Genomic DNA, 14,487 nt, shown 5'->3' with positions numbered 1-14,487 from the left:
CAGAGAATATCCCGCCAGAGCGCATCCTGCGAATGGCGCAAGCCCTGTGCTTCACCACCTAAACGTACAAAGTCGAGCTCAGCCCTTGTCGTCATCGCCCTGGGTAATCAGCCGCGCGCTGCGCTGGCCGGTGAAATAGATCCATAGCCAGCTAAGCGATACCGACAGTCGGTTGCGGAAACCGATCAGGAAGTAGATATGCGCCACGCCCCACAGCCACCAGGCGAGCCAGCCGGTCAGCTTGATCCAGCCGAAATCGATCGCGGCTGCCCATTTGCCGATCGTCGCCAGGTCGCCGGCATGTTTGTAGCGGAAAGGGCGCGGCGAGCTATCGCCGGCCAGCCGCGCCTTGATCGTTGCCGCAACATGCTTGCCTTCCTGCTTTGCGGAAGGCGCCACGCCGGGTACCGGCTTGCCGTCCGGCCGCAACACATGCGCAGTGTCGCCGATGACGAAGACCTCCGGACTGTTCGGCACGGTAAGATCGGGCTCGACCATCACCCTGCCCACCCGGTCGACCGGCGCTCCCAGCCACTCTCCTGCGGGCGAAGCGGCGACGCCAGCGGCCCACAGGATCGTCCTTGCCGGAAGATGCGTCTCGCCAAAGACAACGCCTTCGGCATCGAGGCGCGTAACGGCGCGGCCGAGTTCGACCGTTACGCCCAGCCGTTCCAGCGCCTTGCGGGCATAGTCGGACAGTTCCGGCGCGAAATTGGCGAGAATCCGGTCGCCGGCCTCGACCAGCACCACGCGCGCCTCACGCGTGTCGATGTTGCGGAATTCGCCCCGCAGCGTCTCATGCGCGAGTTCGACAATGGTGCCGGCAAGCTCCACCCCAGTCGGGCCGCCGCCGACGATGACCAGCGTCAGCAACGCCTGGCGCGTGGCCGGGTCGGTCTCTCGCTCGGCCTGCTCGAAGGCAAGCAGGATGCGGCGGCGAACGGTGGTGGCGTCCTCAAGCGTCTTCAGCCCCGGTGCAAAGGGCTCCCATTCGTCATGGCCGAAATAGGCGTGGCGGGCGCCGGTAGCGAGCACCAGCGTGTCGTAGGCGATCGAACTGCCGTCCTCGAGCATTACACGTTTGCCGGCACGGTCGACGCCGATGACGTTGCCCAGAAGGGTCGTCACATCCTTGCGATTGCGCAAGAGATGGCGGATCGGCCAGGCAACCTCGGAGGTTGCGAGCGATGTGGTCGCCACCTGGTAGAGCAGCGGCTGGAAAAGGTGGTGGTTGCGCTTGTCGATCATCGTGATGCGCACAGGTGCACCGGCCAGTGCGTGGGTGAGTTCAAGACCGCCGAATCCCGCACCGACGACAACGACATGATGGCTTGTTTCGTTCATCGCACTCATCTCGTTTTCACCGTCCGTATTTAGTGGTTCTTGTGCACCGCAACAATGTCGTGGGGCGCAGGACTGCCATGCATCAAGGCTGCCCCAGACTCGCCTTCCAATGTCGTGAATGCCTACGTTGTCAGGTTCAGACCGGTATAGCTTCACACGGCAGGACCACGGGAGTGAGGCATGGCCAACGACGATGATGACGCCAAAGATCACGACGGCCCGGCGCTATACGCCTCGCCGCCTTGTTTCATGCACGAACTCGACCCGGAATTTCGCGTGCCGCTATCCGACTGGACCGATGTCAGGCGCTGGCGCAAGGTCGAGCGCGAACGCCTGATCGCGGCGCGACTGGCGGTTTCGGCCGATGCACGCACAACCATGTCGCAGCGTATTGCCAACGGCCTGGACGCGGTGATCGGCGACATCGCCGGCCGTATGGTCAGCCTCTATTGGCCGTTTCGCGGCGAGCCGGACTTGCGGTCATGGATGGCGTCGATCAACGAGCGTGGTGGCCGCACGGCCCTGCCCATCGTCATCGAGAAGGCCCAGCCGTTGATCTTCCGCGCCTACGTCCCTGGCGACCGGCTGGAAAAGGGCGTCTGGAACATCCCGATCCCCGCCGAAGGCGATCCGGTGCTGCCCGACATTGTCATTTCGCCGATCGTCGGCATCGATCCCAAAAACTACCGTCTGGGCTATGGCGGCGGCTTTTTCGACCGCACGCTGGCGGCAATGCCGTTCAAGCCACTGGTCATCGGCGTCGGCTACGAGTTGCAGCGTATCACAACCATCTACCCGCAGACGCACGATATCCCGATGGATCGGCTGGTGACCGAGGCTTCCGCCTTGTAGCAGTGCAATGTCACGTGACAAAAATCCGACTTCGTCGATAATATGATCTTCCAGAAGACCACGCTGCGAAGCACTGTTTCGACAGGCGCTCTGGGCGGATCCAACAGTGTCCTGTCACTCTTTGGATTGGCTGCTTCACAACGGATGACGAGATGATCGGACGAACGTTAGCGGCTGCCCTTGCAATTGCGGTTTCGTTCTCGCCTTTGCATGCGCAACCACAGCATCGTTTACCGGGCGGCTACAAATGGGGCCGCTGCCTGCTTGTTGTTGACGGTCAGACTCGCATCTCCGGAAGATGCTCCTACCAAATCGAGAGCGGCGGCGATTTCAATATCCAGGGCCCTCGGCAGGTTTTTGCAGGCATCGACTACCCTGATCCGCATAGCGGCGCTGGTGAAATGTCCGAAGATTACTGGGCGGTTGTCTACAAGGACGGTGATGTGTGGGCGGGCTATGCGAACTCCGACATTCGCGCAACGCACGGCGATGAACGTTGGGAAGAGCTTCGCCGCGAAGGCGCGTGCTGTATCGGGAAGGACGTACGGGTGTGCCTTTGGCGTTAAGCCAGTTCCGGCTTCATGCCCATGGCTGTCCGATCGACGATCTCGCGCAAGGCAAACGACGAATTGATCTTGGTCACATGCGGCATCGCCGACAGCCATTCCTTGTGGATACGCTCATAGTCGACCAGGTCCTTGGCCGCGATGCGCAGGATGTAGTCGTATTCCCCCGACATCAGGTGGCAGGACAGCACATTCGGGCAGCGCTTGATCGCCGCCTCGAAATCCGACAGCGTCTTTTCGAACTGTCCCGACAGCGATATATGCACGATCGCCGTCATCTGGTGGCCGAGCGCGGCATTCGAAAGCCTGGCGTGATAGCCGCGAATGGTCCCGGATTTCTCCAGATTGTCGAGGCGACGAGAACAGGCCGATTGCGACAGCCCGACCCGCTCGGCGAGCGCCGCATTGGGTATGCGCCCATCCTTCTGTAAAGTCTCGAGAATGGCGATATCAATCCTGTCGAGCGGCATTTTTCGTGATTCCTGCGAAAATCGTGCGATTTGGCGCAACGATTATCGAAACGGGCGACCCCACGCAAGCGCATTCGCAAACACCTGCGCAACGATTCGTGGTTCACTGAGTTCATACAGGGAACGAGCCCCAAGGGCCGGATCAGGAGAAGACGATGCGCGTCGGTTGCCCCAAGGAAATCAAGAACCACGAATACCGCGTCGGCATGACGCCGGGCTCGGTCCGCGAATATGTCGCGCATGGCCATGAGGTGCTGATCGAAACCGGCGCCGGCGCCGGCATCGGCGCCGATGACAATGCCTATCGCGCCGCCGGCGCCACCATTGCCAAGACCGCCGCCGACGTGTTCACCAAGTCCGACATGATCGTCAAGGTCAAGGAGCCGCAGCCCAATGAATGGGCGCAGCTGCGCGACGGTCAGATCCTTTACACCTATCTTCACCTGGCTCCGGATCCGGAACAGACCAAGGGTCTTCTCGCCTCCGGCGTCACGGCAATCGCCTACGAGACGGTAACCGACGACCGCGGCGGCCTTCCTCTGCTCGCACCGATGTCGGAAGTCGCCGGCCGCCTGTCGATCCAGGCCGGCGCCACCGCATTGCAGAAGGCAAATGGCGGCCGCGGCGTGCTGCTCGGCGGCGTGCCCGGCGTGCTCCCCGGCAAGGTCACCGTGCTGGGCGGCGGCGTCGTCGGCCTGCATGCCGCCCGCATGGCGGTCGGCCTCGGCGCCGATGTCACCATCATCGACCGCTCGATCCCGCGTCTGCGCCAGCTCGACGATCTCTTTACCGGCCGCGTCCACACCCGTTATTCCACTGTCGAGGCGCTGGAAGAAGAATGCTTCTCCGCCGACATCGTCGTCGGCGCCGTGCTGATCCCGGGCGCGGCTGCACCCAAGCTGGTGACCCGCGAAATGCTGTCGGGCATGAAGAAGGGCTCGGTGCTGGTCGATGTCGCCATCGACCAGGGCGGCTGCTTCGAGACCTCGCACGCCACCACCCATGCCGAGCCGACCTATGAGGTCGATGGCGTCATCCATTATTGCGTCGCCAACATGCCAGGCGCCGTGCCGGTCACCTCGGCGCATGCGCTCAACAACGCGACGCTGCATTATGGCCTGCAGCTGGCCGACAAGGGCCTGAAGGCGCTGGTCGACGACCATCATCTGCGCAACGGTCTCAATGTCTACAGGGGCAAGATCACCAATCGCGCCGTCGCCGAAGCGCTTGGTTATGAGCTGGTCGAACCGAAGGCGGTTCTGGCCGCCTGACCAGACTTCAAGACGCTTCTGCCTCCCTCACCCGCCGGTCAATTCCGGCGGGCTTTTTCTTGGCGCGGAATAGAGCGGGCAACAAAAAAGCGGAGCCAAAGCCCCGCTTCCTCAGTCATCGAGATTCCCGCCGGTTCATCCGCGGTCGGCAAATCCATCGACGATCCCCTTTTAGCGCGCGAATGCGACGGCAGTACGACAGCTCTCAACCGGCAGTCGCCGTGCGCCATGTCGGCGACGATCGCGCGGGCTGTGTGAAGTACTTCACATCAGGCGTTCGAAAAACATGCCTAGACAGAGGTGCCGAGTTACGGCTCAAGCGCCTCCGGAAGCCGGTGATCACCGGCCTGCCGGCTGCTTTGACCGCGGCTTCTGTCAAAGGTTCCCAACTGCCCGCCAGACCACCGGCGGGCATCTTTTTGTGTTGCCGTCACGCCCGTTCGATGCGGCACTGATAGCAATTGTTGCGCGCCGAACGGACATGGAGATAAGCAATGTCGTCGCGTTCAAACAGCGTCTTGGCCCGCGCAGCGATGGCGTCCGTGGGGATGACGCCGCCGCTGCCATAGACGATGCGGTCATCTGCTCCATAGCCGCGCACGATATAGTCGCTGCTCTCGAGCACGTCCGGAAGCGCTTCCGCCTCGGCGGCACGTTCGCATTCCTGCGCATGCAGGAAAATCGGTCCTGTCTCCGCGTAAGGCTGCAACGCCGGGAACGGCCGGTAGGCCAAGACCAGATAGCCATCGCCTTCGGCGACGTTTCTCAGGCAATGCCGGCACGGCACGCCGTCGCCATCGGAAACCTTCCGCTCCGGTTTTTGGCCATAGGCGTCCGGCCCGCCGCGCTGCAGCGCTCTCACATCTTCTGTCGGCAAGGCTTTGAACTGAACGGCCATGGCTGAATCTCCGGTGTCGTTGACCGGAAAATATGCCGCCACTCGGACGCTTCCCACCCGATTCCTGCCAAGGCGGTGAGACCGCCGGCAGCCCGGCTATTTCAAGCCAGGCTGCTTCAATATCGATCGCGTCGTTTGGGCGTCACCATGGCAAAGGCGGCCAGAACCGCCGACGAACAGACGGTTCAGCTTTCGGAGAGATTACGGCCGCATGACGCTGGCCGAGCGCTCGGCGAACGGCAGCGGATGCACGGTCTCCTTCTTCTGCGCCACCGGCGCAAAACCCAGCTTCTGGTAGAGCGGCAAGGCGGCCGGATGATCGAGCGTACAGGTCTGCACCGTCACGCGCTTCGGCCCGTAGGACCAGGCGGCGGCGATCGCCGCGCCCAGGAACCAACGGCCTATCCCTTGCCCGGTCGCATGCTCCATCATGCCGAAATACGCGAGCTCGACTTCGTCCGGCAGATGCGGCTTGAGGTCGAAAAAACCCGACGGCGCGCCGTCGAGATAAAGCACCCTGATGTCGCGGTCCTCGCGGTGGATGCCGGCGGCAAGCTCGTCATCGTCCAGCCGCAGCACATTGACCCAGTGCCATTTGCGCCCGACGCGATCCATCAGATAGCGATAGAAATGCAGCGGAATGTCCTTGGTCTTCAGCAGCGCGATCTGCTTGTTGTAGGGCACGGGCGGCGAATAGGCCGGCGGCACGTGCATTTCCAGAAACGTGACCGTAACCTCGATGTCGTCCAGCGCGCCGTTTTCCATCGCCATCACTCCTTGCCCGTTGCAACGGGCGTATCCGATAGTCCGCCCCATTCCGTCCATGAGCCGTCATAGAGCCTGTTGTCGGTGTGGCCGAGCGTCTCAAGCGCCAGCGTGACCACAGCCGCCGTTATGCCGGAGCCGCAAGAGGTGACGACAGGTTTCGACAGGTCGATGCCGGCATCTTCAATGGCCTTGCGCAGTTGATCCGTCGACAACAGCGCGCCATCCTGCGACAGCGCCGAATAAGGCACATTGCGCGCGCCCGGCATGTGGCCGGAACGGACACCCGCGCGAGGCTCTGGCTCGACCCCGGTAAAGCGGCCGGCGCCACGGGCATCCGCTATCTGGCTCTCTTTGGTCTCGACGATGCGGCGCATGTCGGCAAGGCTGGCGACGCGGGCGGCGTCGAAATCGGCATGAAACACATTTGGCGCGATCTTGGTCGGTTCCGCCGTCACTGGCCGGCCCGCCGCCTTCCAGCGGTCGAAGCCGCCGTCCAGCACATAGACCTGGAACACGCCCATGACCCGGAACATCCACCAGGCGCGCGGCGCCGAAAAGAAGCCCGGACCGTCATAGACGACAATGGTGTCGTCGGCCGAAATGCCCATCGTGCCGACATACTGCGCGAAATGCTGTGGCGAAGGCAGCGTATGCGGCAGCTTGGCATCCGGGTCCGAGGCCGCATCGTGGTCGAAGAAACGGGCGCCCGGAATATGCGCCGCCTCATACTCGGCGCGCGCGTCGCGCTTCTGTGCCGGCAGATACCAGGACGCATCGACAATCGTCAGGCCGGGTTCGCCAAGACGGCTCTCCAACCAGTCCGCATCGACGGTGAAAGGGCTGTCATCGGCCATTGCTGTTCTCCTGCTTCGTCTTTGGCAGCATGCTAATTCCAATTGTTTTCGCATTTTATGGCGAGTACGGATTGATGGTTATGATCTGGGGTGGGTGGGGTCAATAATCCTGGCATGAGCAATCTTCTGTTTTCCCGTATTCCCAGCAATCCGCTTTCGCTTGGGCTTGTTTGCAACTTCATTGCGCACTATCCACCGTTCGACGGTTACGAATTTGGCCTGATGGTCAAGACGCTACGCTATCAGTTGGACCAGCAAACCCACATGATCGGGTCGATCGACGACGCCATCGTCGCCTATGTAGGCTGGATCCAAACCAGCCGCGAGATAGCGGAGGCCTGGGCGACGAATGGCGGGCCACTCAACCCCTTTCCCGGCGGCGATGCCACCGCCGTGACGGTGCTGGCGACGCGGTCTTCGTCCCACATCCTGCCGATGATCAAAGAAGCCAAGCGCATCAACCTGGACAAATCGGTATTCTGGAAGCGCGACTTCATCGACAACCGCGGCTCGGTCAAGCGTGCCGTCCGCAAGCGTGACGTCTGATGGATACGGCCGGCTCCGCCGAGGCGCTGACGCAAGAGATCCTCATCCGGCTGGACGACCGCTATGCCGCAATGTTCGTGCGCATCTGGCAGCCCGCCGGTACCCCGTGCGCAACCGTGTTCTGCCTGCATGGCTTTACCGGCAACGGTGCCGACTTTGATTACCTCGCCACCTTCCTGTGCCGTAACGGCTTCCTGGTGATCTGTCCCGACCTGTTGGGACGCGGGCGCAGCGCCTATCTGGGTTCGGGATACGACATCAACGTCTACTCCAAATGCCTGCGTGCGCTCGGCGAATTCGCCGGCACGGAGAACCACTTCATCGGCACTTCGTGGGGCGGCACGATCTTGCTGTTGTTTCTGCACATGACCCGCTCCAAAGCCTCGAAAATCATTCTCAACGATGTGCCCATGCTTGGCGGGCCGAAGGTGGACTCGATGAGAAACGAGGTTTTGAAAGAGAGCGTACTTGCGTTTCCGACCCGCGGGGCGGCCAAGGACTATCTGAGCGCCACGAGAGCCGCGATGGGGCCGGTCGAGGAGACGGTCTTCAACCGCTATGCCGAAAACAGGATCGTCGCTGGTCCGGATGGCTTTAGGCTGGCTTACGACCCGGCAACCACTGGAAGTTTTGGCGCCATGGTCGGGCGCGAATATGATCTTTTCCCGATCGCCGCCAAGATCGATGCACGGTTCCTGTTGCTGTACGGCCGCGACAGCGATGTCATCGACCGGCGTGCCATCGACGGCGCGCGGCTGGCTCGGCCTGACCTGTGGCTTGTCGACAATATCGACGCGGGCGATCCTCCGTCATTGATGACACTGGACCAGGCCCTGCTCATCTTGGGGTTCTTGTCTGCTGTCTGAAAACTTGGCGTGTCGTGGTGGGGCTGGTTCCGGAAATGCATTTCGACGATCTATACAGCGAGTATATCGCCGCGACCTATGATCGCCAAAGCTCTGCCGAAAACCCAGCCAAAATCCTGATTTGCACGACTCCGCGAACGGCGGGCCATTCCTATTGTCAGGTCTTGCAGCAGTTGGGTCTGGGAATACCCACGGAGTATTTTCAGTGGCAGTATGCCTTGCCGCTGATGAGACGGTGGTCGGCCGACGACAGCATGGCCCTTGAAAAGCTCAATCAGCTAGCGCCCGCCTATGGTAGCCGTCTCCTGGCAAAAAGGACTGAGAACGGCGTATTCGCCGCCAAGATCTTCTTCGAAAACCTGCCATTCGCGCGCAGTTCAATCGGCGATGACGACGGCAACTCGTTCTATGTCTTCCTCTCCAGGAGAAACAAGATCGATCAGACCATAAGCCTGCTCTCGATGCTGCATACGGGACAGCCGTTCGACAGCCAGGAGACACTGGCAGGAGTTCCCATGGTGACAACTCTGAGCGAAAAGGTTGTCAAGGATGTCGCGCTGCACATTCTCGATAGCGAAATCAGGTGGAAAAATTATCTGAACACTGTTGATCGCCGCAGAGTGGCCCACGTCTGCTATGAGGACTTTGTCGCGAACCAGCAAGAAAACGTTTCCGCCACAATGAGCAACTGGTTCCCGGGCTTCGAGCCGAAATCAAAGGCCATATCGGCGAGCACGCGCTATGCGCATGATGTCGAATTCAAGACCATGATCAAAAGGCAATTTGGGGACTACCTCCGCCGGTTCTGGCAGGACCATATCTGACCTGGCGTTTCATCGGCGCGAAACACTGACGGAAGACCCCTGCGCTGGACGCAATGCGAGCGCGTAGTCGAACCGAATCACATCGTCGGTACGGCTGAAAGCGAACTGCCGCACGATGGCGAGGACCGCCTCCCTGACTTCCAGCCGGCCGAGACGCGCGCCACCGCACATGCGCGGTCCGGTAAGGAAGGGAATAAAGGCCCGTCGATCAAAGCTGTTCTCGAGGAATTCCCTGCGGCTGGAGTCGAAGACATGCGGGTTTGACCAGAAAGCCGGATTCTGGTGCACGCCGACGATCGATACCATGATCAGTTGCCCAGCATAGAGGTTCTGGCCGTCGAGAACCGTATCGGCGCCGACTTCCCGGGTCAGAAACGGTATCGGCGGGAAATAACGCATCGTCTCGTTGATCATGCAATCGGTGTACGGCGTCTGCGCATCGCCCGAGAGAACCTCTGCATGGATACGCTCCTGCACCTTCTGGTTCGCCCCGAGTCGGTCGGCCACCCAAAGCGCGGTGGTCACCGTTGTTTCGACGCCAGCGAAGAAGTTCATGACGAACTCCTCGACCGGCGAGAAGCCTTCGACATCTGTGGCTTCGCTTCTAAAGCGGTCCATCTCCGCAGCGGCGCGGGGATCCGCCATCAGCAGCGATGCGAAATCGGCGACCACCGCGCGAGCGTCCTGGATGGCGTTCCCACGTTCGGCGGTCGTCGGCGTCACCCAGGAATAATATTGGAGACGCCTCAGTACGTCGCGGACCCTGTCGAGCAGCAACAGCGTCGCCGCCCTGTCGGGAACAAGGCCGAAAGCCCGGTAAAATATCGTCATCGACGCGGCGAACAACGCTTGCTGGATGGCTGGTAGCGTAGCGCCGCTACTGGACAGACAGGCGGCGAAGATTTCCGCCACGGAATGCTGCTGCGCCGGCCTGGCGGCCGCCAAGTAAATATCCTGGGTAATGGCGCGCCGGACAGACCAGTCCTCATCATTGGTGTTGAAGCGGCTGAAACCCAGCGCCGAGATCAGGGAGAAGTTCTTTCGAAAGAGCTCCGGCGCCTTGACGATGACGTCGACGGCCTCGGGATTGTCGAAGACAGCCAGATTGCCGAGATCTCGGGCTCTCCCGTTCGGCCCCACCTGCCCGCTCTGGGCGAAAAGCGCATAGACAAGGTTGTTGAGCACGCTTTCGATTTGCGCTGGATTGTCCACCAAACCCCCTGTCAGCCGCGGCTCGGTCAGCCCCAACGCGACGCTTACCACATCTGTCCAGCGGCGCTACCGGGCACCGTGGCAAGGCCGCAACACCATCCTATAAAATTGCTGGCCGGACTTGCTGCAATGTCCCGTTAGGTTATGTCTGTAATGCTGGGTTTTAGGGCAAGATTCTGGGCGGGGTTAAGTAAATGCGGGCTAGGGCACCGGGTAAACTATTGGCGACTGTCGCGGCATCCGCCGCTTCTGTGACTTCGGCGGGCGTGATTGCCGCGCATGCAGAAGATGCGAAGGCCACAGACCAGTCGGTCATCGATTCACGTGTCAAAATCGCCTTCGAGGGCGCGTTCCTTCAAAACAACGTCCATGAGGACGACAAGACCGGCGGCGCCGACAAGCTTGGAAATAGCAACGGTGACTTCTCAGGTTCGATCGCGCTGACCAAGCAGATTTCGTCGGACATGGACTGGCGCCTTGCAGGTGCGTTTCACTTGGGCAAGAACCGTTCCTGGGAAGAGAGTGGCCAGATACCACAAGGCTTTTTGACCATAGGCTACGGCGACGACTACAATTTCCAGGCGTTCGATTTCGACGTCGGCAAGCACGTCAAGGTTCAGGCCGCCGATATCCGCTTCTTTGGCGGTCTGCGCCTGGTGCATTCGGATGAAAGAGTTGTTGCCTCCGAAAGCTTCAACCCGGACAATCCAGCCGACAAGGGCGGTACCTTCGACAAGATAGGATCGTCGGAATATTGGGGCATTGGTCCGCGTGTCGGCGCCGAGGCATACTACCCGCTGAACGAAACCTGGGGGCTGACAGGTGCTGTTTCCGGCTCCGTCATGTGGGGCCGCCGTGAAAACCGCGCCGGAATCAACTTCGACTTCACAACGGGTCAACAGGGCTCTGTCCAGTTGGGGAGCGAGTCCGAGAACAAGACAGTGACAAATCTCGACGCCTCGGCCGGCCTGAGCTGGATGCCCCTCGAAGGCGCGACCTTTACGGCCGGCTACAAGATCGAGCAGTGGCACAATCTGCTTGTCAATGCGGATAGTACCACCCAGACCTTCCACGGCCCGTTCCTTCGTCTCGAAGTCAAAATGTGATCGTAGTAACCCGCACGCGGTGAGCTTGGACGCGATGTTCGAAGCCAGGATCGCGGTCAACGGCAACGTCAAATTGCACTACACGGCGGCGGGCTCTGGCCCGCCGATCGTCTTCTTGCATGGCTTTCCCGATCACGGAATGGGTTGGCGCCGGCAGATGCAAGCGCTTTGCGGCCGTTATCGCGTGATTGCGCCGGACCTGCGGGGCTTCGGACAAAGCGATGCGCCACAGGGCCACGGCAGCTACGTGCTGACGAACTTGATCAACGACGTGCTGGCCGTTCTCGCCGCTGAAAAGCTGACCCAGGCCGCCATTGTCGGCCATGACTGGGGCGGCATCATCGCGTGGTGGCTGGCTATGCGCGTGCCGCAGGTCGTGCGCCATCTCGTCCTGCTGTCGACGCCTCACCCCCGCAACCATCTGCGTGCCATTGCCGATCCGGCCAATGCCGAGATCACCGGATATATACGTCGCTTCCAGGTCCCGGGCGCCGCCCAGATGCTGGATATCGACGAACTTGCCACCTGGGTCACCGATCCGCAGGACAGGCAGGCCCTGATAGACTCGCTCAGGCGATCCGATCCGGAAGCGATGCTGGGCTACTACAGGGCCAACATTCCGCTTGGCAGAGTGCCGGAACTGGGCCAACTGCCTTTGGTCAAGGCCCCGACCCTTGTGCTATTCGGCACCGACGACCCCTATGTTCCGGCCAGTGCTTTCGATGGCACCTTCCGTGAGGTCGACAATGTGACCGCGTTGATAGCCCTGCCCGGCGCCGGTCATTTCATCCACCATCAGGCAGCCAGGTTCGTCACCGAGCAGATCGAAGCGTGGGTGGAGCGACCGCTGTCCAGCTTCCGACACCTTGGGTAAGCAAGCGTTTCAGGACCGCCTCAGCAATTATAGAAGGCTGGGCCTATCTGGCCTTAATTCGCTGGCATCGGTCCGAAGCGAATGCGAAAACGCCGGTTCTCGCGCCCCTTCTTCTCGATCTTGCCGATATGGATCTCGCCGACTTCGCCGGTGCTTTTGACATGGGTACCGCCGCAGGGCTGGCTGTCGACCGAAGCATTGTCGCCGATGCAGACCAGGCGGATCTTGCCGGTGCCGACCGGCGGCCGGACATTCTTGGATTTCACCAGGCCCGGATTGGCCGCCAGTTCCTCGTCGGTGATCAGCCTGATGAAGATCGGATGATCGGCACGTACCAGTTCCATCAGCCCGGCGGTAACATCTTCCTTGGTGAAGCCGGCTTCCGGGGCGTCGAAATCGACACGGCTGTCATCCTCGGAAACCGCAGCCCCGGTGATCGGAAACGGACAGACGACGGTGAGCAGGTGGCAGGCCGCGTGCATGCGCATCAGCAGATGCCGCCGCTCCCAATCGATGGCGAGTTTCACCCGCTCGCCGATTTCGGGCGCGGCCTGCTCCGGCGCCGGCACATGGATGATTTCGTCCTTGGTCTCGCCGGTGATTGTAGCCGATATGGCGATGCGGTTGCCGTCGGCGCGCTCCAGCGCGCCAGTGTCCCCCGGCTGGCCGCCCGATGTGGCGTAGAAGATCGTCCGATCGAGAATGATGCCGCCACGCTCATTGATCGCGACCACCGTGGCTTCGGCCGTCTTCAAATAGGCGTCGTCACGAAACAGCGCTTCGGTCATGTGCGCCATCAGACGACCTTCTCGTACGGCACCGGAATTGTGCTGCGCTCGTCCATCCAGCCCGGCACCGGCAGGTTCTTCTCGCGCAGGAATTCCGGATTGAACAGCTTCGACTGGTAACGCGTGCCGTAGTCGGCAAGGATGGTCACGATGGTGTGGCCGGGGCCAAGCTCACGCGCCAACCGGATCGCGCCGGCAATGTTGATGCCGGTCGAACCGCCGACGCACAGGCCTTCTTCCTGGATCAGGTCGAAGACGATCGGCAGCGCTTCCTCATCCGGTACCTGGAACGAGAAGTCCGGTGTGAACCCTTCGAGATTTGCCGTGATGCGCCCCTGCCCTATGCCTTCGGTGATCGAGCTGCCGTCAGACTTCAATTCGCCGCTGGTATAGAAGGAGTAAAGTGCGGCGCCGAGCGGATCGGCGAGCGCGATCTTGACGTCCTTGCTCTTCGCCTTCAGCCCGAAGGCGACGCCGGCCAGCGTTCCGCCCGACCCGACTGCCGACACGAAGCCGTCGACCTTGCCGTGGGTCTGCGCCCAGATCTCTTCCGCCGTGGTGCGGATGTGGCCATCGCGGTTGGCGACATTGTCGAACTGGTTCGCCCAGATCGCGCCATTCGGCTCCGAGCGTGCCATCTGCTCAGCCAGCCGTCCCGACAGCTTCACGTAATTGTTGGGGTTCTTGTAAGGCACCGCCGGCACTTCGATCAGCTCCGCGCCAAGCAGTTTGATCGTGTCCTTCTTTTCCTGGCTCTGGGTGTCGGGAATGACGATCACGGTGCGATAGCCCAACGCCTTGGCGACCAGCGTCAGGCCAATGCCAGTATTGCCGGCCGTACCTTCGACGATGACACCGCCCGGCTTCAACAGCCCACGCTGTTCTGCGTCGCGGATGATGAACAGGCCGGCGCGGTCCTTGACCGACTGGCCCGGATTCATGAACTCGGCCTTGCCCAGAATTTCGCAGCCGGTTGCTTGCGACGCCTTGTTGAGGCGGATCAGGGGCGTATTGCCGATCGCTTCGATCACAGAACGGGGCATCCGGGATTCCTTCATGTAGCTGCGGCGAGACCCTAGAAACCCGAAGCTTGCGTTTCAAGGCAAGAATTCGCCTGGTCCAGTCGCATTTCGGGTACTGCAATCTCCTGCCGCCGGATGAGGCGCGACGACGATCATTTCAACCTTGTCTGAAAAAGCGCTCTTTTCATTCGATTTTTTCACCGCTAGAGCACTAATGACAGATCGG

General features: G+C 61.2%; 16 protein-coding genes. 8 read left to right on the top strand and 8 right to left on the bottom strand.

Annotation, left to right across the window (positions count from 1 at the left end; translation table 11 throughout):
• Window positions 1-78: 78 nt before the first annotated feature.
• Window positions 79-1,344, bottom strand: coding sequence for an NAD(P)/FAD-dependent oxidoreductase (locus tag ACWGTI_RS28835; protein ID WP_454590184.1), 1,266 nt, complete (start codon window positions 1,342-1,344; stop codon window positions 79-81).
• A 180-nt stretch (window positions 1,345-1,524) separates the two neighbouring features.
• Here ACWGTI_RS28835 and ACWGTI_RS28830 point away from each other — a divergent pair, with 180 nt between their 5' ends.
• Entirely contained in the window at window positions 1,525-2,196 is a 672-nt protein-coding gene (locus ACWGTI_RS28830) for a 5-formyltetrahydrofolate cyclo-ligase (RefSeq protein ID WP_454590183.1), read from the top strand.
• A gap of 152 nt (window positions 2,197-2,348) precedes the next feature.
• Window positions 2,349-2,762 (top strand): hypothetical protein, encoded by a 414-nt coding sequence (locus tag ACWGTI_RS28825; RefSeq protein WP_454590182.1) that lies wholly within the window; start codon window positions 2,349-2,351, stop codon window positions 2,760-2,762.
• Here the strand turns inward: ACWGTI_RS28825 and ACWGTI_RS28820 are convergent.
• Window positions 2,759-3,232: an Lrp/AsnC family transcriptional regulator gene (locus ACWGTI_RS28820; RefSeq protein WP_112395099.1), complete on the bottom strand. Its 474-nt coding sequence runs from the start codon at window positions 3,230-3,232 to the stop codon at window positions 2,759-2,761. The genes ACWGTI_RS28825 and ACWGTI_RS28820 overlap by 4 nt on opposite strands.
• 155 nt (window positions 3,233-3,387) lie before the next feature.
• On the opposite strand from ACWGTI_RS28820, the gene ald reads away from it, so the two are divergent.
• A complete protein-coding gene (gene ald / locus ACWGTI_RS28815; protein ID WP_454590181.1) occupies window positions 3,388-4,503 on the top strand; it encodes an alanine dehydrogenase in 1,116 nt (371 codons plus the stop codon).
• 430 nt (window positions 4,504-4,933) lie between these two features.
• On the opposite strand, the gene ACWGTI_RS28810 is transcribed toward ald, so the two are convergent.
• The 3 genes from ACWGTI_RS28810 to sseA all read right to left on the bottom strand — a co-directional run bounded on the left by ACWGTI_RS28810 (window position 4,934) and on the right by sseA (window position 7,023).
• Window positions 4,934-5,401 carry a DUF1203 domain-containing protein gene (locus ACWGTI_RS28810; RefSeq protein ID WP_454590180.1) on the bottom strand — a complete coding sequence of 156 codons (468 nt, stop codon included), beginning with the start codon at window positions 5,399-5,401 and terminating at the stop codon, window positions 4,934-4,936.
• Window positions 5,402-5,602: 201 nt separating this feature from the next.
• Window positions 5,603-6,166, bottom strand: a complete 564-nt coding sequence (locus tag ACWGTI_RS28805) for a GNAT family N-acetyltransferase (protein WP_454590185.1) — start codon at window positions 6,164-6,166, stop codon at window positions 5,603-5,605.
• A 5-nt stretch (window positions 6,167-6,171) separates the two neighbouring features.
• Window positions 6,172-7,023 (bottom strand): 3-mercaptopyruvate sulfurtransferase, encoded by an 852-nt coding sequence (gene sseA / locus ACWGTI_RS28800; protein ID WP_454590179.1) that lies wholly within the window; start codon window positions 7,021-7,023, stop codon window positions 6,172-6,174.
• A 114-nt stretch (window positions 7,024-7,137) separates the two neighbouring features.
• Between sseA and ACWGTI_RS28795 the strand changes: the two genes are divergently transcribed.
• Genes ACWGTI_RS28795 through ACWGTI_RS28785 form a run of 3 tightly spaced genes read left to right on the top strand, consistent with a single transcriptional unit; the run spans window position 7,138 to window position 9,259 of the window.
• Window positions 7,138-7,569, top strand: coding sequence for a hypothetical protein (locus ACWGTI_RS28795; protein ID WP_454590178.1), 432 nt, complete (start codon window positions 7,138-7,140; stop codon window positions 7,567-7,569).
• On the top strand, window positions 7,569-8,435 hold the full coding sequence (locus ACWGTI_RS28790) for an alpha/beta hydrolase (RefSeq protein ID WP_454590177.1): 867 nt from the start codon (window positions 7,569-7,571) through the stop codon (window positions 8,433-8,435). Before ACWGTI_RS28795 ends, ACWGTI_RS28790 begins: the two co-directional genes overlap by 1 nt.
• Before the next feature lie 35 nt (window positions 8,436-8,470).
• Entirely contained in the window at window positions 8,471-9,259 is a 789-nt protein-coding gene (locus ACWGTI_RS28785; RefSeq protein WP_454590176.1) for a Stf0 family sulfotransferase, read from the top strand.
• A 9-nt stretch (window positions 9,260-9,268) separates the two neighbouring features.
• On the opposite strand, the gene ACWGTI_RS28780 is transcribed toward ACWGTI_RS28785, so the two are convergent.
• Window positions 9,269-10,471, bottom strand: coding sequence for a cytochrome P450 (locus tag ACWGTI_RS28780; protein ID WP_454590175.1), 1,203 nt, complete (start codon window positions 10,469-10,471; stop codon window positions 9,269-9,271).
• 221 nt (window positions 10,472-10,692) lie between these two features.
• On the opposite strand from ACWGTI_RS28780, the gene ACWGTI_RS28775 reads away from it, so the two are divergent.
• Window positions 10,693-11,577, top strand: coding sequence for an Lpg1974 family pore-forming outer membrane protein (locus tag ACWGTI_RS28775; RefSeq protein WP_454590174.1), 885 nt, complete (start codon window positions 10,693-10,695; stop codon window positions 11,575-11,577).
• 34 nt (window positions 11,578-11,611) lie between these two features.
• On the top strand, window positions 11,612-12,451 hold the full coding sequence (locus tag ACWGTI_RS28770; RefSeq protein ID WP_454590173.1) for an alpha/beta fold hydrolase: 840 nt from the start codon (window positions 11,612-11,614) through the stop codon (window positions 12,449-12,451).
• A gap of 53 nt (window positions 12,452-12,504) precedes the next feature.
• On the opposite strand, the gene ACWGTI_RS28765 is transcribed toward ACWGTI_RS28770, so the two are convergent.
• Both ACWGTI_RS28765 and ACWGTI_RS28760 read right to left on the bottom strand, forming a co-directional pair.
• On the bottom strand, window positions 12,505-13,248 hold the full coding sequence (locus ACWGTI_RS28765; RefSeq protein WP_454590172.1) for an alanyl-tRNA editing protein: 744 nt from the start codon (window positions 13,246-13,248) through the stop codon (window positions 12,505-12,507).
• Window positions 13,248-14,282 carry a cysteine synthase A gene (locus ACWGTI_RS28760; RefSeq protein ID WP_454590171.1) on the bottom strand — a complete coding sequence of 345 codons (1,035 nt, stop codon included), beginning with the start codon at window positions 14,280-14,282 and terminating at the stop codon, window positions 13,248-13,250. Before ACWGTI_RS28760 ends, ACWGTI_RS28765 begins: the two co-directional genes overlap by 1 nt.
• Between the last annotated feature and the right edge of the window lie 205 nt (window positions 14,283-14,487).

Source organism: Mesorhizobium sp. ArgA1 (assembly GCF_053714375.1).
The sequence above is the reverse complement of the archived record's forward strand: the minus strand, read 5'-3'. Positions and strand labels throughout refer to the sequence as shown.